At 65.2% G+C, this 17,938-nt stretch carries 20 protein-coding genes; 12 read left to right on the forward strand and 8 right to left on the reverse strand.

What is annotated here, in order from left to right; translation table 11 throughout:
• Nucleotides 1-757 (forward strand): glycosylhydrolase-like jelly roll fold domain-containing protein (locus L288_RS43385; RefSeq protein ID WP_031303778.1); only part of this gene is annotated, 757 nt, incomplete at its 5' end.
• Here L288_RS43385 and L288_RS23960 read toward each other — a convergent pair.
• A complete protein-coding gene (locus L288_RS23960) occupies nucleotides 754-1,821 on the reverse strand; it encodes an AraC family transcriptional regulator (RefSeq protein ID WP_021236655.1) in 1,068 nt (355 codons plus the stop codon). The two genes, L288_RS43385 and L288_RS23960, sit on opposite strands and share 4 nt — an antisense overlap.
• A gap of 83 nt (nucleotides 1,822-1,904) precedes the next feature.
• Between L288_RS23960 and L288_RS23965 the strand changes: the two genes are divergently transcribed.
• Genes L288_RS23965 through L288_RS0121120 form a run of 8 tightly spaced genes read left to right on the forward strand, consistent with a single transcriptional unit; the run spans nucleotide 1,905 to nucleotide 8,143 of the window.
• Complete coding sequence (locus L288_RS23965; RefSeq protein WP_021236656.1) at nucleotides 1,905-2,537, forward strand: nuclear transport factor 2 family protein; 633 nt, start codon at nucleotides 1,905-1,907, stop codon at nucleotides 2,535-2,537.
• A 6-nt stretch (nucleotides 2,538-2,543) separates the two neighbouring features.
• Nucleotides 2,544-3,041: a nuclear transport factor 2-like protein gene (locus tag L288_RS23970; RefSeq protein ID WP_021236657.1), complete on the forward strand. Its 498-nt coding sequence runs from the start codon at nucleotides 2,544-2,546 to the stop codon at nucleotides 3,039-3,041.
• Nucleotides 3,038-4,111 carry an alkene reductase gene (locus L288_RS23975; RefSeq protein WP_021236658.1) on the forward strand — a complete coding sequence of 358 codons (1,074 nt, stop codon included), beginning with the start codon at nucleotides 3,038-3,040 and terminating at the stop codon, nucleotides 4,109-4,111. Before L288_RS23970 ends, L288_RS23975 begins: the two co-directional genes overlap by 4 nt.
• Nucleotides 4,112-4,141: 30 nt before the next feature.
• Nucleotides 4,142-4,933, forward strand: coding sequence for an SDR family NAD(P)-dependent oxidoreductase (locus tag L288_RS23980; RefSeq protein ID WP_021236659.1), 792 nt, complete (start codon nucleotides 4,142-4,144; stop codon nucleotides 4,931-4,933).
• A gap of 5 nt (nucleotides 4,934-4,938) precedes the next feature.
• On the forward strand, nucleotides 4,939-5,736 hold the full coding sequence (locus L288_RS23985; RefSeq protein WP_021236660.1) for an SDR family NAD(P)-dependent oxidoreductase: 798 nt from the start codon (nucleotides 4,939-4,941) through the stop codon (nucleotides 5,734-5,736).
• A gap of 19 nt (nucleotides 5,737-5,755) precedes the next feature.
• A complete protein-coding gene (locus tag L288_RS23990; protein WP_021236661.1) occupies nucleotides 5,756-6,511 on the forward strand; it encodes an SDR family NAD(P)-dependent oxidoreductase in 756 nt (251 codons plus the stop codon).
• A 46-nt stretch (nucleotides 6,512-6,557) separates the two neighbouring features.
• On the forward strand, nucleotides 6,558-7,073 hold the full coding sequence (locus L288_RS23995) for a nuclear transport factor 2 family protein (RefSeq protein ID WP_031303780.1): 516 nt from the start codon (nucleotides 6,558-6,560) through the stop codon (nucleotides 7,071-7,073).
• Nucleotides 7,070-8,143, forward strand: coding sequence for an alcohol dehydrogenase catalytic domain-containing protein (locus L288_RS0121120; RefSeq protein WP_021236663.1), 1,074 nt, complete (start codon nucleotides 7,070-7,072; stop codon nucleotides 8,141-8,143). The genes L288_RS23995 and L288_RS0121120 overlap by 4 nt, the downstream gene beginning before the upstream one ends.
• On the opposite strand, the gene L288_RS24000 is transcribed toward L288_RS0121120, so the two are convergent.
• A complete protein-coding gene (locus L288_RS24000; RefSeq protein ID WP_021236664.1) occupies nucleotides 8,144-8,548 on the reverse strand; it encodes a VOC family protein in 405 nt (134 codons plus the stop codon).
• A gap of 97 nt (nucleotides 8,549-8,645) precedes the next feature.
• Between L288_RS24000 and L288_RS24005 the strand changes: the two genes are divergently transcribed.
• The 3 genes from L288_RS24005 (at nucleotide 8,646) to L288_RS24015 (ending at nucleotide 11,898) form a co-directional block, all read left to right on the forward strand.
• A complete protein-coding gene (locus L288_RS24005) occupies nucleotides 8,646-9,737 on the forward strand; it encodes a DUF1214 domain-containing protein (RefSeq protein ID WP_021236665.1) in 1,092 nt (363 codons plus the stop codon).
• 188 nt (nucleotides 9,738-9,925) lie between these two features.
• Complete coding sequence (locus tag L288_RS24010; RefSeq protein ID WP_021236666.1) at nucleotides 9,926-11,230, forward strand: MFS transporter; 1,305 nt, start codon at nucleotides 9,926-9,928, stop codon at nucleotides 11,228-11,230.
• A gap of 146 nt (nucleotides 11,231-11,376) precedes the next feature.
• On the forward strand, nucleotides 11,377-11,898 hold the full coding sequence (locus L288_RS24015) for a hypothetical protein (protein ID WP_021236667.1): 522 nt from the start codon (nucleotides 11,377-11,379) through the stop codon (nucleotides 11,896-11,898).
• Nucleotides 11,899-12,102: 204 nt separating this feature from the next.
• On the opposite strand, the gene L288_RS24020 is transcribed toward L288_RS24015, so the two are convergent.
• The 6 genes from L288_RS24020 to L288_RS24045 are packed head-to-tail and all read right to left on the reverse strand — an operon-like array spanning nucleotide 12,103 to nucleotide 17,935.
• On the reverse strand, nucleotides 12,103-13,050 hold the full coding sequence (locus L288_RS24020) for an alpha/beta hydrolase (protein WP_021236668.1): 948 nt from the start codon (nucleotides 13,048-13,050) through the stop codon (nucleotides 12,103-12,105).
• An 18-nt stretch (nucleotides 13,051-13,068) separates the two neighbouring features.
• Nucleotides 13,069-14,613, reverse strand: a complete 1,545-nt coding sequence (locus L288_RS24025; RefSeq protein WP_021236669.1) for a FadD3 family acyl-CoA ligase — start codon at nucleotides 14,611-14,613, stop codon at nucleotides 13,069-13,071.
• Between the two features lie 8 nt (nucleotides 14,614-14,621).
• Complete coding sequence (locus tag L288_RS24030) at nucleotides 14,622-15,797, reverse strand: acyl-CoA dehydrogenase family protein (RefSeq protein ID WP_021236670.1); 1,176 nt, start codon at nucleotides 15,795-15,797, stop codon at nucleotides 14,622-14,624.
• 3 nt (nucleotides 15,798-15,800) lie between these two features.
• Nucleotides 15,801-17,003: an acetyl-CoA C-acyltransferase gene (locus L288_RS24035; RefSeq protein ID WP_021236671.1), complete on the reverse strand. Its 1,203-nt coding sequence runs from the start codon at nucleotides 17,001-17,003 to the stop codon at nucleotides 15,801-15,803.
• 17 nt (nucleotides 17,004-17,020) lie between these two features.
• Nucleotides 17,021-17,464 carry a nuclear transport factor 2 family protein gene (locus tag L288_RS24040; protein WP_021236672.1) on the reverse strand — a complete coding sequence of 148 codons (444 nt, stop codon included), beginning with the start codon at nucleotides 17,462-17,464 and terminating at the stop codon, nucleotides 17,021-17,023.
• Nucleotides 17,465-17,470: 6 nt separating this feature from the next.
• Nucleotides 17,471-17,935, reverse strand: a complete 465-nt coding sequence (locus L288_RS24045) for a MaoC family dehydratase (RefSeq protein ID WP_021236673.1) — start codon at nucleotides 17,933-17,935, stop codon at nucleotides 17,471-17,473.
• Between the last annotated feature and the right edge of the window lie 3 nt (nucleotides 17,936-17,938).

The raw sequence follows: 17,938 nt of genomic DNA on the forward strand, positions 1-17,938 counted from the left end.
TCAGGGCAACCTGACCTTCGAAGGAGATGCGTCGGACCTCGTCTTCGTCCAGCGCCGGATCGATGGCCGCACCGCCACCTTCGTCCATAACCGCGGCGGCAGCGCCCGCAATGTGACGCTCACCTTGCCGCAGGCGGGCGGTGTCACGCGGTGGCAGGCGATGGACGGTTCCATCACGCCCCAGCCGGCGATCGCGGCGGGCGGATCGACTCGCGTGCCGCTGTCGCTGGGCGGCGGCGAAAGCGCGCTTCTGCTGCTCGATCCGCGCACGGCGGCGCAGCCAGTGCCGCAGCCAGCCGCCATCGGCTCCCTGACGCTGCCTGCCGATGGCTGGTCGCTGTCGGTAAAGGGCCATGCCTCGCGCAAACCCTATGCCCATGATTTCGGCAAGGTGACGCTCAGGGACTGGCGCGAGGTGCCGGAACTGGCGGGCTTTGCGGGGGAGGCGGTCTATAGCCGCTCCATCACCGTCGATCCCGCTTGCCTCGCGGCGGGAACGAAGCTGACGCTCGACCTGGGGCGGGTGCATGACATGGCGACGGTCACCGTCAATGGCCGCACCCTGCCGCCGGTGATCGCCTCGCCCTTCAGGGCTGACCTGACCGGCGCGTTGAAACCGGGCGTCAACAGCCTGACGGTCACCATCGCCAACGTGCCGCAAAATGCGATGGTCGATCCGAAAAGCGCATCCTTCAAGAAGCTGCAACCCATTGCCGCCGGTTGGCTCGGCCCCGTGCGGCTGACCGCCAGCCGTTAGCTGTTCCGCCAGCGGCTCGGCGACGTGCCGGTCCACTGGCGAAATGCGCGGCAGAAAGAGCCGGTGTCGCTGAAATGCGCCCGCCGTCCCACTTCCGCTATGGACAGCCGTCCATCGCGCAGCAGGTGCGCGGCAATGTCGCGCCGGGCATTGGCCTTGATCCGCGACAATGACGTGCCCTCTGCGGTCAGGCGGCGTTTCAGCGTCGCGATGCTGATGCTGAACCGGCGCGCCAGTTCGTCCGCCGTCGCGGGCGCGTCCCCGCTCGCCAGCATCGATGCGTAGAGGTGCGAAATCCGGTCCGACAGCGGCGTCTGCTTGGACTGCGGCTCCTCTATGTCGAAGGGGAAGCGCTCCAGCAGCAGATCCAGTTCATGATGGTCGCGCACCACCGGCCGGTCGAGATAGCGGGCGGGAAAGCGCAGCCTGTTTTCCGGCGCATGATGTTCGACCGGATAGGGCAGCAGATAGGCCACGGTCCGCGCGTCCATCAGCGGCGGATAGCGCATCGCCGCGCCCGACAGCGGAATATCCTCCCCGATCAGCCAGCCGAACAGCCGGTGATGGGTGGCAAGTCCCGTCAGGTCCGACAGATAGGCGCAACTGTTTCGGACCTTGCGGATCGTCGCCATGTCCAGCCGCGCTTCCCCGCCAGCGATCGTCAGCGTCAGCCGCCCGGTGCGCGGGGCGAGCAGGGCGAAGAACTGGTCCATCCGCGCGATCACGTCGCGCAGCGTGCGGCAGGTGATGATGGCATAGCACATCATGTCGACGCCGCCCTTGGTCAGCGACGTGCGGCCCTCCTGCCGCGCCGCCACCTCGTCCAGCATCGCTGTCGCGCGGGCATATAGGCGGGTGAAATCCGCGTGCGCGATGCTGTCGCGATCGTCCCGTCTCTCGATCAGCATTGTGCCCAGCGCGGGCAGACCGGCGCTGCGCAGGAAGCGTTCGGGCGAACCGCCATGTTCCGCGACCATCCGCAACAGGTCGCGCGCCACGCCTGCGGGCACGCGCCCCGGCACCGGCCGCGACAGTTGCTTGTTGGGGATGAGCGATTTGGTCATGGCCTTTGAGCTATTCCGCCATTTCCTCGCCCGGCGCAATCGGGGAAACAGCATGGCAAGGACAGCTAAGGAGCGGAACAGGGATGACGGCCGACGAACAGTTGCTTGCGCGGATCGACCGGCTGGAATCGCTTGACGCCATCCGCCAGCTTGCGGCCAAATATTCTCTCGCGCTCGACATGCGCGATTCCGATGCCTGGGTGAACCTCTTCCCCGAAGATGTGCGCGTGGGCGGCGGCAAAACCGGCCGCAAGGCGCTGCGCGACTGGTTCGACGAAACCCATTCGATGCAGTTCGACGGAACGTCCCATCATATCGGCGGCCACATCATCGATTTCGACGATCCCGACCATGCCCAGGGAGTCGTCTATTCGAAGAATGAACATGAAACCGGACCCGAATGGGTCATCATGCAAATGATGTATTTCGATCAGTATGAAAGGATCGGCGGCCGCTGGTTTTTCCGCCGCCGCCTGCCGCTCTACTGGTATGCGACCGACCTCAACAAGCCGCCCATTGGGGATCGCAAGATGCGCTGGCCGGGCCACCCGCCCTATCATGGCAGCTTCCATGATCTGTTCCCTAGCTGGAAAAGCTATTGGGAACGGCAGGGCCAGCCGCATGACGGCCCGGTCGAGCCGCCCGCGCCCCTGGAAAAGTTCATCGAAACCATGCGGCGCGGCGCGCCCCTTCCCAAACCTCGCGTGCGGAGCTGATCGCCCATGGCCAATCCTAATGTCGAAGCGGTGAAAATCCTTTTCCAGGGCTATTTCGACGCCTGGAAAACCCGCACCATCCCGGTGCCTCCGCGCGGCCTGCTCGTCTGGGCGCCCGGAGCGGTGGCGGAGATTGGCGGCCACAGCATCGCTGTCGATCCGCACGATGTCGCGGACGATCCCTTCTTCCTCCAGATCGAGGCCGAATTTTACTGGTCCGCCATTCCCGATTGGCGCGTCACGGAACTGGACGTGGCGGGCAGCGACCATAGCGTCATGTCCTTCGCCAGGTTCGAAGGGACCGGGCCGGACGGCGTCGCGCTCGATCCGATCTGGCTGGCCGATCGCTGGCATTTCGACGCTCAGGGCCGCATCGCCCGCTGGCAGCAGGTGACCGACCTTGCCGCCTGGGCGCGCTGGACCGGGCTGACGGGCCAGGACTATCCGGCCTACATCGCGGAAGCCTTTGCCAAGAGCGGCCAGCCGCCCCGGTTCGTGCCATGACCGACATCTTCTCTCCCGTAACCCTGGGTGACATCGCCCTTGCCAACCGCATCGTCATGGCGCCCATGACCCGCGATCGCGCGGGTCCCGGCGATGTCCCGACCGATACAATGGTCGACTATTATCGCCAGCGGGCGAGCGCGGGCCTGATCGTGACCGAGGGCACCCAGCCTTCGCCCACGGGCAAGGGCTATTGGCGCACCCCCGGCATCCACAGCGCCGATCAGGTCGCGGGCTGGCGCAAGGTGGCGGACGCAGTGCACGGGGCGGGCGGCAGGATCGTCATGCAGCTCATGCATGTCGGCCGCGCCGCCGTTCAGGCGAACAAGGACCCCGGCGCTGAAACCGTCGCGCCGTCCGCCATCCCCTGTCCCGACAAGATACCGGGTCCCGATGGCGTGCCGGTCGAAACCGCGATGCCGCGCGCGCTGGAAACGGATGAAATCCCCGCCGTCATCGCCGAATATGCCGCCGCCGCGCGCAACGCCATCGCTGCGGGAATGGACGGGGTGGAGCTGCATTGCGCCAGCGGCTACCTGCCCATGCAATTCCTGTCGACCAACAGCAATCAGCGGACGGACCGTTATGGCGGACCTGTCGAAAACCGCATCCGCTTCGTGGTGGAAACGCTCCAGGCGCTGGCCGAAACCGTTGGCCCCGGCCGCGTCGGCTTTCGCATCTGCCCCGGCGTCCGCTTCAACGGCATGGACGATGCCGACCCGCACGAAACCTACGCCGCGCTGCTCAGGGCGGTGGACGGGATGGGCCTTGCCTATTGCCACCTCATCCACATTCCCTTGGAAGGGCAGGACGCGCTGGACCTCGTCAATGTCAACTGGAGCGGCGCGGTGATCGAAAATGCGGGCCTGACGCTGGACAAGGCGAAGGCGGTTCTGGCGGAGGGCAAGGCGCAGGCCGTCTCCTTCGGCTATCTCTACATCGCCAATCCAGACCTGGCAGAGCGCTTCCGGTCCGGCGCGCCGCTGGCCAAGGCTGCGCGCGAATATTTCTACACCGGCATGGGCGACGACCGCCGGGGCTATACCGACTATCCGGCGCATAACGCCTGACAAGAAGACGATTTTCAGGAGAGAGAGAGCATGCTCAGGCTGTTGGAAGGACGCGCCGCGCTCGTCACGGGCGGCGGACAGGGCGTGGGGCAGGGCGTCGCCCGCGCCCTTGCGGCGGCTGGCGCACGGGTCGCCATCGCCCAGCGCAACGCCGGACAGGGCGAGGAAGAAGCGCGCCATCTGCGCGACGTGCACGGGGTCGACGCCTTCTTCATCAGGACCGACGTGACCCAATCCGCGCAGGTGGAGGCGATGGTCAGGGCGACGCAGGATCGCTTCGGCCAGCTCGACATATTGGTGAACAATGCCGGGGCCAGCTTTCCCAAGCGCGTTGAACAGCATAGCGACGAAGATATGATGGGCTCCTTCGCCCTTAACTATTATGCGGTCTTCTGGGCGATGAAGGCTGCCTTCCCGATCATGAAGGCGCAAGGCTATGGCCGGATCATCAACATGGGCTCCTTGAACGGCGTGAACGCCCATATGTTCACCGTCGCCTATAATGCCAGCAAGGAAGCGATGCGCGCGCTCACCCGCACGGCAGCGGTTGAGTGGGGGGCGCACGGCATCACCTGCAACATCATCTGCCCCGCCGCCAACAGTCCGCAGGCGAGCGACTATTTCGCCGCCAATCCGGAAATGGCGGATGCGATCCTGCAACAGATCCCGGCAGGCCGCTTCGGCGATGCGGAAAGGGATATCGGCCCCGCCGCCGTCTTTCTGGCCAGCGAAGGCAGCGGCTATGTCAACGGCAACACCATCTTCGCGAGCGGCGGATCGCAGGTGAACGGCGTGTCCTGGCGCCCGCATGTGGAGGATTGACCGGTATGGAGCGGCTGAAGAACAAGCGTGCGGTCGTGACCGGCGGCGCGCAGGGGATCGGTGCGGCCATCGCCCGGCGGCTTGCGGCGGAGGGCGCGGTCGTCGCGCTGCTCGACCTTGATGCAAAGGCGGCGGGCGCAGTGCTGCCGTCGCCCCATGCCGGTATCGCCTGCGACGTGTCCGACAGCGCGTCGGTGGACGCCGCCTTTGCGGAAGTGAAGGCGCGGCTCGGCGGCGTCGACCTGCTCGTCAACAATGCCGGGCGCGGCAGCGCGCCAGGCGACGGCATGGACCAATATTATGCGGCGCAGGCCGCGCAGGCGGCGGGGGAGCAGGTCTTCGCCGACCAGACCATCCACTGCTCGGACGAAGGCTGGGCGGGCGTCATGGCCGTGACGCTGGACGGCGTGTTCAAATGCTCCCGCGCGGCGGTGCGGCTGATGGCGGAGCAGGGGACCGGCGGGGCCATCGTCAATATCGGCTCGACGGCGGCGGTGAAGGGCGACGGGCCGGTGCCTTATTGCGCGGCCAAGGCGGCGGTGCTGGGCATGACACGGGCGATGGCGCGCGAACTTGCGCCGCGCGGCATCCGGGTGAACGCCGTCAATCCCGGCGCGACCGAAACGCCCATCTATGCTGGCCTGCCCGACGAACTGAAGGCGACGATCGCCGCCGATAGCCTGATGAAGCGGCTGGCTCATCCTGACGAGATCGCGGGCGCGGTCGCCTTTCTCGCCAGCGGCGACGGCAGCTTCGCGACGGGCAGCGTCGTGACCGTGAACGGCGGCGCCTATTTTTCCTGACATGGGGAAAGGATCGGGCATGGGGCAACTGGATGGCAAGGTGGCGATCGTCACTGGCGGCGCGCGCGGCGTGGCCAAGGGCGTGGCGACGGCTTTCGTGAAGGCGGGCGCGAGGCTGCTGATCGTCGATCGCGAGGTGGAGTTGGGCCGGGCGACAGAGGCGGAGCTGCGGGCGCTTGGCGGCGATGCTGTCTTCCTGGCAGCGGACCTCGCGGATCGCAACGCGCTCCCCTCCGTCGTCTCGACGGCGATCGATCGTTTCGGCAAGCTCGATATTCTGGTCAATGCGGCGCAGGCCTCACGCCAGTTGCCGCTTGCCGAAACCACGGACGAGGCGATGGAGCTGTCCTTCGCCACCGGCTTCTGGCCAAGCTTCGCCCTGATGCGCGCAGCCTATCCGCACCTGGTCGAAACCAGGGGGTGCGTCATCAATTTCGGCAGTGGCGCGGCGTTCGACGGCCTGCCAACGCAGGGGTCCTACGCCGCCGCCAAGGAAGCGATCCGCGCCATATCGAAGGTCGCCGCCAACGAATGGGGGCCGCAGGGCGTTCGCGTCAACGTCATCTGCCCTTTCGCCAACTCTCCCGGCGTGCAGATGTGGCGCGAACATGCGCCTGATGATTATGCCGCACAGATCGACAAGGTCGCGCTTCGCCGCATTGGCGATTGCGAACGGGATATCGGTGCGGCTGCTACTTTCCTGGCGAGTGACGCGGCCGCTTATATAACCGGACAGACATTGATGGTCGATGGCGGGCAGACGAAGGCCTTCTGACGCATTAAAGCGATTGGCTTGCTACGGGACGACAAGGAGAAGAAGGATGTCACAGGCCTGGATGGACCGGCTGGAGCTTCAAGACTTGGTAATGCGCTATTGCCGCGCCTGCGACCGCCGCGACTTCGCGCTGGTCCGCTCGCTCTATCATGACGATGCGATCGACGACCATGGCACGATGTTCAGGGGCGGCCCGGATGAATTCGTCGCCTGGTTGCCGGAAGCCACCGCCCATTGGGACCTCACCCGCCACAGCATCACCAACAGCCTGTTCGTCATCGACGGGGATCGTGCGGAAGGCGAGCATTATGTCGAAGCCTGGCACCGGACACCCGCCCCGGACGCGCGCCTGTTCATCGTTCTTGGCCGCTATCTCGACCGCTATGAAAAGCGCGATGGCGCGTGGAAATTCCTCTACCGTAGTCTGGTCTTCGACCATGGCTCCATCGTGGATGTCGATCAGGAGGCTATGGACCGCATGAGCAAGGACGCTCCCAACGGAAGGCCCGGCAGGGAAGACCCGTCCTTTACTTACCCCCTGCTCGCGGGGCTGAGCCGATGAAGGCGGCGGTCTGGGATGGCGCGTCGCTGTTCGTCAGTGATCGCCTGAAGCTGCGCTCCGTGGGCGAGGGCGAGGTGCGGGTGCGCGTGCTGCGGTCGGGCATCTGCCATAGCGACCTGGCGATGATGACGCCGCATCTTCCCACGCTCCCAATCGTCCTGGGCCACGAAGCGGCTGGGGAAGTCGCCGAAATCGGCCCCGGCGTGGAAGGCTGGTCGGTGGGCGACCGCGTGACTGTCGGAACGCAGACCCCTTGCGGCGAATGCCGCGAATGCCGCCGGGGCGAACCGCATAATTGCGACATCAACTGGGGCTTCGCGCCTGGCTTCCCCTTCAGCCTGGACGGCAAACCCGTCGCCTCCTTCGCCAACGTCTCTTCCTTCGCGCAGGAGATCGTCGTCAAGGCGTCGCAACTGTTCGCCATCGATGATCTGCCGATGGAGCAGGGCGCGCTGATCGGATGCGCCGTATCCACCGGCGTCTGCGCCTCGCGCGTGTTGGGGCGGGTGCGGCCTGACGACAGGGTGCTTGTCTTCGGCATCGGCGGCATCGGCGTCAATGCCATTCAGGGCGCGGCGAAGCTGGGCGCGCATGTCATCGCGATCGACGCGAACCCAGCGAAGGAAGCCGCCGCGCGGCAGTTCGGCGCGGCCGAATTCGTGCTGGCCGATCCCGCGATGGACAGCGATACGGCTGGAGCGCGGCTGGCGAGCGAGCATGGCCCCATCGACGTAGCGGTCGAATGCAGCGGCGCAATCGGCGCGATCGAAACCGCGCTCCGCTCCGTCAAGCGCGGCGGGCGTATCGTGCTGATCGGCATGTCGCGGCCGGGGTCTCAGGCCGCCCTGCCGCTCGACCGATTCGTCACGGGTGGGGAGGTGATCGCCACCATGAACGGCGGCGCGCTGCCCGGCCGCGACTATCCCGGCCTGATTGCTCAGGCGCAGGACGGCCGGTTGAATATCGCCGATCAGGTCAGCGGCATCTGGCCGCTTGATCGCATCAACGACGCCATCGCCGCGCTCAAGGCGGGCGAGGTCACCAGGGCGCTGGTGAACCTCGCCGATTGATCAGCCCTTTAACTGTTGCAGCAGCTCGATCCGGTGCCCCTGCGGGTCGAGCAGAAAGGCGAGCCGCAGGCCATGTTCGGGAACGTCGATCGGAGGAATCTCGATCGTCGCGCCCGCTGCTATGGCCTTGTCCATGGCTGCCTCCATGTCCTCGACCATGAAGCCCACGGTCGCCTCGCCCGGCGCGGGGCAGGCTTTGTTGGGATAGCTGATCAGGATGAAGCTGGGCGCGGGCGGGCGGCTTCCCGGCACGCCCAGGATCAATTCGTGCATCAGCCGTTCGCCCTCGCCGAACTCGACCCTGCCGCGCACCTCCAGCCCCAGCGCCCCGGTATAAAAACGCTCTGCCGCTTGCAGGTCCTGAACCTCGATCTTGGTCAGGCTGAACGCCATGATGTTCGTCATATTCTCTCCTCCCTCCGCATTTCGCGGAAAATATTTGCCATCTACCATATATATGTAGGATAAGGGCATCATTCGAATACGCAAAGAAGGAACCAGCATGGAAGAGGACAAGCAGGCGGACGGCGTGCGTCTCTCCGCCGTCTGGCGGGATTTCTGCGAACAACTGGCGCAGGCCGGTGACATATTGGACCGCCCCAGCGCGCCCGGCACACCGATCGATCAGGCGGAAGGTCTTCGATATCTGTCGCGCCTGACGCGGACGGCGCTCAACATGCTGGTGGATTCGGCCGATCCCGATTTCCCCCGCATCTTCCTGCTCACCGACGACACGATCAAGATCGGCGCGGATAATCCCGACAATCTGTACCAGCAGGTGGTCGTGCGCGGCGACCGTGACTATCGCATCTGGGGAAAGCGCAACACGGTTCCCTATCTGTCGATCGGTTCCAAGGCCAACCGCTACGCCATCGACGGCACCATGGCCTCCACTGGCGAGATAGAGTTCGCGGATGTGGAGCTTGGCCCGGACGGCAGCTTCGAAATCATCGTGAGCAAGACGGAAAAGCCGGGCAACTGGCTGCCCATGGCAGACGATACGACCCTGCTCATCATCCGCCAGACCTTCAATAACAAGAGCAAGGAAGAGGCGGCGGAGGTTCATATCGAACGGATCAGCGACGGCCCGGAACTGCCCGCCATCCTGACCCCGCAGGCCATCGAAGCGCAGTTGAAGGGATCGGCCGCATGGGTGCGGGGAACGGCCAATACCTTCGCCGACTGGTCCGAATGGTTCATGCAGGAACCCAACCGCATCTATCAGGGCAAGGACCAGTCCGTCTTCTACCGCGCAGGCGGCGACCCCAAAATCTGGTACGGCCACCTTTATTACGACCTTGCCCCCGGTGAGGCGCTGGTGATTGAGGCTAAGCCCCCCAAATGCCGCTTCTGGAACTTCCAGCTCGACAATTGGTGGATGGAATCCATGGATCACGTCAACCGCAAGGTCTGGGTGAACGGCGCGCAGGCGAAATATGAAGAGGACGGCAGCGTCATCGTCGTCTGCGCTGACAGCGATCCGGGCTATGGCAACTGGATCGACCTGTCCGGCCATCGGTCCGGCACGGCGCTCTGGCGCTGGATCGAGGCGGACGAGCATCCCGTCCCGCAAGCGCGCGTGGTCAAGCTCTGAGCGTGGCGGGCGGGGTTTACCACCTCATCCGTTCGGACTGAGTCAGTCGAAGATGCTCTTTCCGCCCCTCGTCACGGTAAGCCGGACCTGACGAAAACCGCAAGCAAAGCCGGATATCGCCCCGCACCCTCTGTTCACCCCGCCAATAGCTGATTATGGCCTGGGAACGGAAGAACAGGGGGAAAGCGATGTCCGCAGAGGCGAAGACGGCGGTAAACCCGCGCGAATTGCGCACGGTGGTGGGGGCCAGCCTGATCGGCACGACGATCGAATGGTTCGACTTCTTCATCTATGGCGTCGCGTCGGCGCTCGTTTTCAACCGGCTGTTCTTTCCTTCCTTTGAGCCGCTGACGGGCACGCTGCTTGCCTTCTCCACCTATGCGCTGGGTTTCCTCGCCAGGCCTTTGGGCGGCGTGATCTTCGGCCATTATGGCGACCGGATCGGCCGCAAGACGCTGCTGATGATCAGCCTGCTGGTCATGGGACTGTCGACCACGGCGATCGGCCTGCTGCCGACCTATGACCAGATCGGCATATGGGCCCCGCTGCTGCTGATTGCGCTACGTCTGTTACAGGGCTTTGCCGTGGGCGGCGAATGGGGCGGGGCGGTACTGATCGTGGCGGAAGTCGCGCCCGCGCGGGCAAGGGGCTTCTGGACCAGCTGGCCCCAGATCGGCGCGCCCGCGGGCAATTTGCTGGCGGCGGCGGTGTTCGCCGCATCCTCCGCCTTCTTGTCCGACGCCGATTTTCAGGCCTGGGGCTGGCGCATTCCGTTCCTCACCTCCATCATTCTGGTGGCGGTGGGCTACTGGCTGCGGCGCGCCGTGTCCGAAAGCGCTGTGTTCGTGCAGGAAGCCGCGAAGGACGGGCTGGTCCGCTTCCCAGCGATAGAGGTCATCCGGCGAAAGGGCCGCGCCCTGCTGACCGGCGGCGGCCTGCGCTTCGGCGAGAATATCTGCTATTATGTCGTCGCGACCTTCTCCATCACCTATCTCACCGAAATTCGCGGCGGCGACCGCTCGCTGGCGTTGAACGCGGTGCTGATCGGCTCGGCGATCGAATGCCTTTCCATGCCCTTCCTTGCGGCCCTCTCGGACCGGATCGGGCGGCGCTGGGTCTATGGCGCGGGAGCGCTGGGCGTAGCGGCCTGGTTCCTCATCTTCTTCGGCATGCTGGACGCTGGTGATGGCTGGAGCATCGGCATCGCGGTCACGGTCGCCATGGTCGCGCATGGCGCCATGTATGCGCCGCAGGGAGCCATGATCACGGAGCTTTTCCCGACGCGCCTGCGCTATTCGGGGGCCAGCATCGCCTATCAGGCGACGTCCATCTTCGCGGGTTCGCTCGCGCCCATCATCGCGCTGTCGCTCTACAAGCTGAGCGGCGGCACCGGCGCGGTGGCGGCCTATGTGATCGGCAGCCTCCTCATCACTCTCGCCGCCGTGATCGCCGCGCCCGAAACCAGGGGCGCTGATCTGCGCGCCATCGACTGACCGCCTGTTTCCAGCGGGCTGTCGTAAGCGCGGCCGGATCATTGACCTGCATTAGCATATGCTGCGCGGAGGGCAGGAACAGCCGCGCCGCCCCTGTCGTTCTCCTGCCGGGCTGCAACCGGGCGGCCTTGGCAAGAGGATAGACAATGACGCAGGCATCAGCCCTTTTCGACAGCCACGCAGAGGCGGAGCGTGCCGTCAGCGAACTTCGGACGCTAGGCGTCAGCGATAGTGACCTGTCCGTCATCGCGCATCATGGCGGCACCACCACGACGCGCGACGGCGAAGGAGAGATTACCGACGAACATCACCGCAACGTCCTGCGCGGCATATTGGGCGGCGGCGCTCTGGGTGCTGGCCTGGGCGTGGCGGCGCTCGCCATTCCGGGCGTGGGTCCGCTTGCCGCGGCCGGAGCGATCGCCGCTTCCGCCGTGCCCGAAGCGGTTGGCATCGGCGCGGTGCTCGGCGCGATCGGCGGCAGCCTCAACGAAGTGCTGACGAAACATGGCGTCAGCGAGGAAGACGCCCAATATTATGACAGCAGGCTCAAGGATGGCGGCGTGCTCGTCACCGTTGCCGATGCCGGCATCGACAGCGCCCGCGTGCGGGAGGTGCTGTACCGCAATGGCGGCCATAATTCGACGCAGGCGCGCAGCACGGCCTATTGATCAGCCAAACGGAACGCTGCCAAGAAGAAGGGGGCTTGAGATCACAACTCAAGTCCCCTTCTTGTCGCGCCGTCGACATTCAGAGCCTGCCCAGAATGACCGTGTTCCTGCATCGGCAGGAACCCGGTTTCGAGCTTGGACTATCTCACATCAGCCGCCTGTCCCGCTGGAGCAGGCCACGTTCCAACCCGGTCAGGCCAAACTCTAGGCAGTCTGGTTCACCGCCGCGAACTGGCGTTTCAGAAATGTACAGGCGTCCGCCATCGCTTCCTGCGCGCCGGGCAGGAACGCCACCCATGACACGAAACCGTGGATCATGCCCGGATAGCGCTTCACCTCGACCTCGACGCCAGCTTCCTTCAGCACCGGGCCATACATTTCCGCCGCATCGCGCGCAGGGTCATTTTCGGCAGTGGCGATGAAGTGCGGGGGCAGGTCCTTGTGACTCTTCGCCTTGACCGCGCTGGCGCGATAATCCTCGTCCTGCTCCGGGCTTTCGATGTAAAGCTCATGGAAGTAGCGCACATCGTCCGCGCGCAGCACGGGACCATGTTCGAACTCCTTCATGGAGCCGCCTTCGGGCAGGGGATGCACCCCCGGACCATACCAGTTGACGACCGCGGCGATGCGGGGGCCGCCCTCGTCCCGCGCCTGGATCGCCATGCCGTTGGCCAGCACGCCGCCCGCGCTGTCGCCCGCCACCGCCAGCCGCGCCGCGTCGCCGTTGATCGAGGCGGCGTTGGCGGCCGCCCACTTGACCGCAGCCCAGCAATCTTCCGGCGCGGCGGGGAATTTATGCTCCGGCGCCAGGCGGTAATCGACCGAAATGACGATGGTCTCCGCGCCTGCGGCCAGGCCGCGCGCGATCATGTCCTGCGTGTCCAGGTCGCCCACCACGAATCCGCCGCCATGGAAATAGCAGGTGACAGGGAAGGGGCCGCTGCCTTCGGGCATGTAGATGCGCACCGGCACGTCACCGGCAGGCCCCGGGATAGTGCGGTCGGCCACCGATGCCAGCGTCACCGGCGGCGGAGGCAGCATGGTGGACGAAGCGCGCACCGCCTGGCGCAGTTCCTCCACCGGCTGGCTGCGGATCGGCGGCCATTCGGGCTGCCCTGCGAACATCGCTTCGATCTGGGGGTCGATCGGCATCCTTACGTCTCCTTCGTCTCAAGCTTCCAGTTCGCGCAGCGCATCGCGCAGCACCTTGCCGCCCGCATTGCGCGGCAGCGCATCGACCAGCGCCACTTTTCGCGGCACCTTGTAATTCGCCATATTCTCGCGCGCCCAGCGGATGATTCCCGCCTCGTCCGCCTCGCTTCCCGGCCGCAGCACGACGAAGGCCTTGCCGACCTCACCCATGCGATCGTCGGGTATTCCGATCACCGCCACCGACTCGATCGCCGGATGCGCCGCCAGCAGCTTTTCGATCTCGGCCGGATAGCAGTTGAAGCCGCCGGAAATGAACATATCCTTCTTCCGGTCGGTGATGGCCAGATAGCCGCGCGCGTCGATCGTGCCGATGTCGCCCGTGTGCAGCCAGCCATCGGCATCAATCGCTTCGGCCGTCGCCTGCGGATCGTCCAGATAGCCCTTCATTACCGAAGGGCCGCGCACCCAGAATTCGCCCGCCTGCCCCGGCGGCATGTCGCGCCCATCCTCATCTACGCAGCGCACTTCCATGCCCGGCATCGGATAGCCGCAGGTATAGGCGATGGTTTCCGCATCGTCGCCCTGCCGCGTCATGGATATGACACCGCATTCGGTCATGCCATAACCGTTGACGACATTGGTGATGCCCAGTTCATTGCGCATCCGTTCGACCAGCGCCGGGGCGACCGGCGCCGCGCCGGTAGGGGCGCCGCGCAGGGACGAAAAGTCATGGGCCGGATTGATCGCCAGCTCATGCAGCAGCGTGACATAGATGGTCGGCGGGCCGGGAAGGAAGTTCACCCGGTTGACCTCGATCTGGCGGATCATCTCCGCGCCGTCGAACACGGCCATGGGAATGATCGTCGCGCCCCGGATCAGGCACGCCACCCACCCGGCCTTGTAACCGAAGGCGTGGAAAAAGGGATTGACGATCAGGTGATTGTCGCCCTCGCGCAGATCCACCCGCACCGCCCAGTCGCCAAAGGTCTGCACGACCTGACGGTGCGTCGTCAGCACGCCCTTGGGGCGGCCGGTCGTGCCCGATGTGAAGATGATGTCGCTTACATCGTCGCCCGACAGCCGCGCCAGCGCTTCATCCACCGCCGGATCGTCAGCGCCCTTGCCCCGCGCCACAAAGGCGTTGAAGCCGCTGTCGATATGGATCAGTTCCCGCAGATCGGGCAGTTCCTCTCCCGCCAGCAGCGCCTGATAATCGGTGCCCAGAAATTCCTTCGGCGTGAACACCAGCTTCGCATGGCTGCGGCGCAATATGTCGGCCGCCTCCTGCCCCTTGAAGCGCGTGTTCATGGGCACGATCGCGGCGCCCGCAATATGCGCCCCCAGCGCCGTGATGATCCAGGCGCGGCAGTTGGGCGCCCAGATGCCGATCCGGTCGCCATTCCCCACGTCCTGCGCCAGCATCGCCGAAGCGCAGGCCCGCGCATCGGCCCAAAGCTGCGCGTAGGTCCAGCGTTCCTCCCCTTCGATCAGGCCGATGCGGTCAGGCCAGCGCTCTGCCGCAGCCTTTGCTGCCGCGGGGATCGTTTCAGGCCATGTCCCCATCGGCTCCTTCATTTTCCGCGCGGTTCCCGTGGAAGGCCAAGCCCGCGTTCCGAAATGATGTTCCTCTGGATCTGGTCGGTTCCCGCATAGATGGTGTCGGACCGGCTCATCAGATACATATTGGTCAGCCCGTCGAACCGTTCCTCGTTCGCGCCGATCTCGCCGTCCTGACCCATCACGTCCATGGCCAGTTCGCCCAGGTCCCGGTGCCAGCGCGACCAGTAGAGCTTGTAGGTATAGGCTGCGCCGGAAAGCTCCGCCCCGCCTTCACCATCGGACAGCATGCGCAGCCCGTTATAGCGCATGATCTTGAGCCCCGCATAGGCATGGGCGATCTTCTGGCGAATGACTGGATCGTCCGCCTTGCCGTTGCGCTTGGCGATGGCGATGATTTCGTCCAGCTCGATCTTGAAGTGCATCTGCTGCGCCAGCGTCGACACGCCGCGCTCGAAGCCGAGCAGCGCCATCGCCACCTTCCAGCCGTCGCCTTCCGCGCCGATCCGGTCGGCTGCCAGAGCCTCCGCGCCGTCGAAGAAGACTTCGGCGAACTCCGCTTCGCCCGTCATCTGGCGGATGGGGCGGGGGTCGACGCCCGGCTGGTCCATTGGCACCATCAGGAAGGATAGGCCCTTGTTGCCGATGCTGCCCGGCTCGGTCCGCGCGACCACGAAACACCAGTCGGCGATCGTGCCCATAGACGTCCAGATCTTCTGCCCGTCGATGATATATGTGTCGCCTTCAAGCCGCGCCTTGGTCTTGACGTTGGCAAGGTCGGACCCCGCGCCCGGTTCGGAATATCCCTGGCACCAGATCGACTTGCCCGATGCGATATCGGGCAGGAAGCGCGCCTTCTGCTCCTCGCTGCCCATCGCGATCAGCGTCGGGCCAAGCAGCTCGACGCCCAGATGCCCGACGCGCGGAGGCCCCTTCGCGCGGGCATATTCCTCCGCGAAGATGATCTGCTGCGCGATCGAGGCATCGCGGCCGCCCCATTGCGTGGGCCAGCCGATGACGCTCCAGCGCGCCTCGCCCAGCGCCGCTTCCCACGCGCGGCGCTGATCGACATTGTCGACCTGGTTGGTCTGGCCACGGATCGCCTTGAAGGGGCCGGAGAGCTGGGCGTTGAGCCACTCTGCGGCCTCTTCACGAAAGGCTTTCAGTTCAGGGGCGAAGGCAAGCTGCATGGATCAGGCGACCTCGAACAGACCGGCGGCGCCCATGCCGCCCGCGACGCACATGGAAACCACGACATATTTGACGCCCCGGCGCTTGCCTTCGATCAGGGCATGGCCGACCAGGCGGCTGCCGGTCATGGCGAAGGGGTGGCCGATGGCGATGCCGCCGCCATTGACGTTCAGCTTTTCAGGATCGATGCCCAGCGTGCGTTGGCAATAGATCGCCTGGTTGGCGAAGGCTTCGTTGATTTCCCAAAGGCCGATGTCGTCGATCTTCAGGCCCGTGCGCTCCAGCAGCTTGGGGATGGCGAAGACCGGGCCGATGCCCATTTCGTCAGCGCCGCAGCCCGCGACCTGGAAACCGCGATATATGCCCAGCACCGGCAGCCCTTCCTTCTGCGCGGTGGCCAGGTCCATGACGACCTGCGCCGACGCGCCGTCCGAAAGCTGGCTGGCATTGCCCGCCGTCACATGCTTGCCTTCCTTGATGACCGACCCGTTCTTGAACACGGGCTTGAGCTCGGACAGCTTTTCATAGGTGGTGCCGGCGCGGATGCCCTCATCCTTCGTCAGCGTGACCTCTTCCTTGCCGGTCTCATTGCCTTCCTTGTCGAACAGCGCCTTGGTGACGGTGATCGGCACGATCTCGTCATCGAAGCGGCCAGCCTCCTGGGCGGCGGCGGCGCGCTGCTGGCTCTGCGCGGCGAAGCGGTCCTGATCCTCGCGGCTGATGCCGTAGCGCTCGGCGACGATCTCGGCCGTCTCGATCATCACCATATAGGCATTGGGATCGCGCGCCTTGATGAATTCGGAACGGTTGCGGAAGGAAGGATAATGCTTGTCGATGGTCAGCGACACATTCTCCACCCCGCCCGAAACGGCGCAGTCGATCTCGTTGGCGATGATGCCGCGCGCGGCGAAGGCGAGCGCGTTGAGGCCCGACGAGCATTTGCGGTCCATCGAAAAGCCCGCAGTCGTGTCCGGCAGGACCGAACCGTGGACGGTCAGGCGGCCGACATTGTAGCTCTGCGTATTCCACTGGTTGGCGACGCCCAGATAGACGTCGTCCACCCGCGCCGGGTCGATGCCCGCGCGGGCGATGGCGGCATCCACCACATGGCAGGACATGACCGGCGCTTCGGTATCGTTGAACGCGCCGCGATAGGCTTTGCCGACGCCGGTGCGGGCGGTCGAGATGATGGCTGCTTCACGCATGAAAGAATGTCCTTAGATTAAAAGCCGTGCATGTTGTTGGGGCCCCAGAAGGCGCGCATTTCCACCACTTCATTGGCCTCGTTGAAGCGGAACGTGTCGATCACGTCGATCCGCTTGGCCCCGCCGTCAAAGTTCAGGTTCACCGAAAAGGGGAAGACCGCATAGTCGCCCGCGATGCGCACCGGCCCTTCCAGCTTGAGCTTCGCGCCGGTCTTCATGGATTCGGCGTAAAAGGCGCGGACGGCCTCGCGCCCCTTGTGGATCGGGCTGCCGATCGGGTCTTCAACGGTTGCATCCTGTGCATATAGGGCGGCGACCTGGTCGGCGCTACCGGCCTCGAACGCAGCGACATAGGCGTGGACGGCGGCTTCCATCTTGACGGGATCAGGCATGGTCTTTGCTCCGGCTTGGGCAGGGATAAGGGCGGTTGCAGCGATGGCGGTCAGGATGCGCCCGGTCATGGGTTTTCAGCTTTCCGGGAAATAGCGGTTGATCGTGTCCACGACGCAGGCGGGCTTGTCCTTGCCTTCGATCTCCACGGTGACGCGGATCACGGCCTGGATGGCGCCGCCCTTCACTTCCTCGACCGACACGATCTCGCCGCTCCCGCGAATGCGCGAGCCGACGACCACGGGATTGAGGAAGCGGGTCTTGTCCATCCCCACATTGACGCCCGCGGAAAAGCGGCGGACCTCGACGATCTGCGGCATGAACAGGTTGACGAGGCTCAGCGTTAGATAGCCATGGGCGATCGTTGCGCCGAACGGACCGTCCTTGGCACGCACAGGATCGACATGAATCCACTGATGATCGCCCGTGCATTCGGCAAAGGCGTCGATCCGGTCCTGCTCGATCGTCAGCCAGTCCGACGTGTCGAGCTTCGTCCCTTCCTTGCCCAGCAGGTCGCGCGGATTTTCGAAGATCACGGCCATCGC

This window comes from Sphingobium quisquiliarum P25 (genome assembly GCF_000445065.1).
GTDB lineage: Bacteria > Pseudomonadota > Alphaproteobacteria > Sphingomonadales > Sphingomonadaceae > Sphingobium > Sphingobium quisquiliarum.

Coding starts and splice junctions, on each gene's coding strand:
- L288_RS23960 (WP_021236655.1), bottom strand. CDS start 1,821: ATGACCAAATCGCTCATCCCCAACAAGCAACTGTCGCGGCCGGTGCCG.
- L288_RS23965 (WP_021236656.1), top strand. CDS start 1,905: ATGACGGCCGACGAACAGTTGCTTGCGCGGATCGACCGGCTGGAATCG.
- L288_RS23970 (WP_021236657.1), top strand. CDS start 2,544: ATGGCCAATCCTAATGTCGAAGCGGTGAAAATCCTTTTCCAGGGCTAT.
- L288_RS23975 (WP_021236658.1), top strand. CDS start 3,038: ATGACCGACATCTTCTCTCCCGTAACCCTGGGTGACATCGCCCTTGCC.
- L288_RS23980 (WP_021236659.1), top strand. CDS start 4,142: ATGCTCAGGCTGTTGGAAGGACGCGCCGCGCTCGTCACGGGCGGCGGA.
- L288_RS23985 (WP_021236660.1), top strand. CDS start 4,939: ATGGAGCGGCTGAAGAACAAGCGTGCGGTCGTGACCGGCGGCGCGCAG.
- L288_RS23990 (WP_021236661.1), top strand. CDS start 5,756: ATGGGGCAACTGGATGGCAAGGTGGCGATCGTCACTGGCGGCGCGCGC.
- L288_RS23995 (WP_031303780.1), top strand. CDS start 6,558: ATGTCACAGGCCTGGATGGACCGGCTGGAGCTTCAAGACTTGGTAATG.
- L288_RS0121120 (WP_021236663.1), top strand. CDS start 7,070: ATGAAGGCGGCGGTCTGGGATGGCGCGTCGCTGTTCGTCAGTGATCGC.
- L288_RS24000 (WP_021236664.1), bottom strand. CDS start 8,548: ATGACGAACATCATGGCGTTCAGCCTGACCAAGATCGAGGTTCAGGAC.
- L288_RS24005 (WP_021236665.1), top strand. CDS start 8,646: ATGGAAGAGGACAAGCAGGCGGACGGCGTGCGTCTCTCCGCCGTCTGG.
- L288_RS24010 (WP_021236666.1), top strand. CDS start 9,926: ATGTCCGCAGAGGCGAAGACGGCGGTAAACCCGCGCGAATTGCGCACG.
- L288_RS24015 (WP_021236667.1), top strand. CDS start 11,377: ATGACGCAGGCATCAGCCCTTTTCGACAGCCACGCAGAGGCGGAGCGT.
- L288_RS24020 (WP_021236668.1), bottom strand. CDS start 13,050: ATGCCGATCGACCCCCAGATCGAAGCGATGTTCGCAGGGCAGCCCGAA.
- L288_RS24025 (WP_021236669.1), bottom strand. CDS start 14,613: ATGGGGACATGGCCTGAAACGATCCCCGCGGCAGCAAAGGCTGCGGCA.
- L288_RS24030 (WP_021236670.1), bottom strand. CDS start 15,797: ATGCAGCTTGCCTTCGCCCCTGAACTGAAAGCCTTTCGTGAAGAGGCC.
- L288_RS24035 (WP_021236671.1), bottom strand. CDS start 17,003: ATGCGTGAAGCAGCCATCATCTCGACCGCCCGCACCGGCGTCGGCAAA.
- L288_RS24040 (WP_021236672.1), bottom strand. CDS start 17,464: ATGACCGGGCGCATCCTGACCGCCATCGCTGCAACCGCCCTTATCCCT.
- L288_RS24045 (WP_021236673.1), bottom strand. CDS start 17,935: ATGGCCGTGATCTTCGAAAATCCGCGCGACCTGCTGGGCAAGGAAGGG.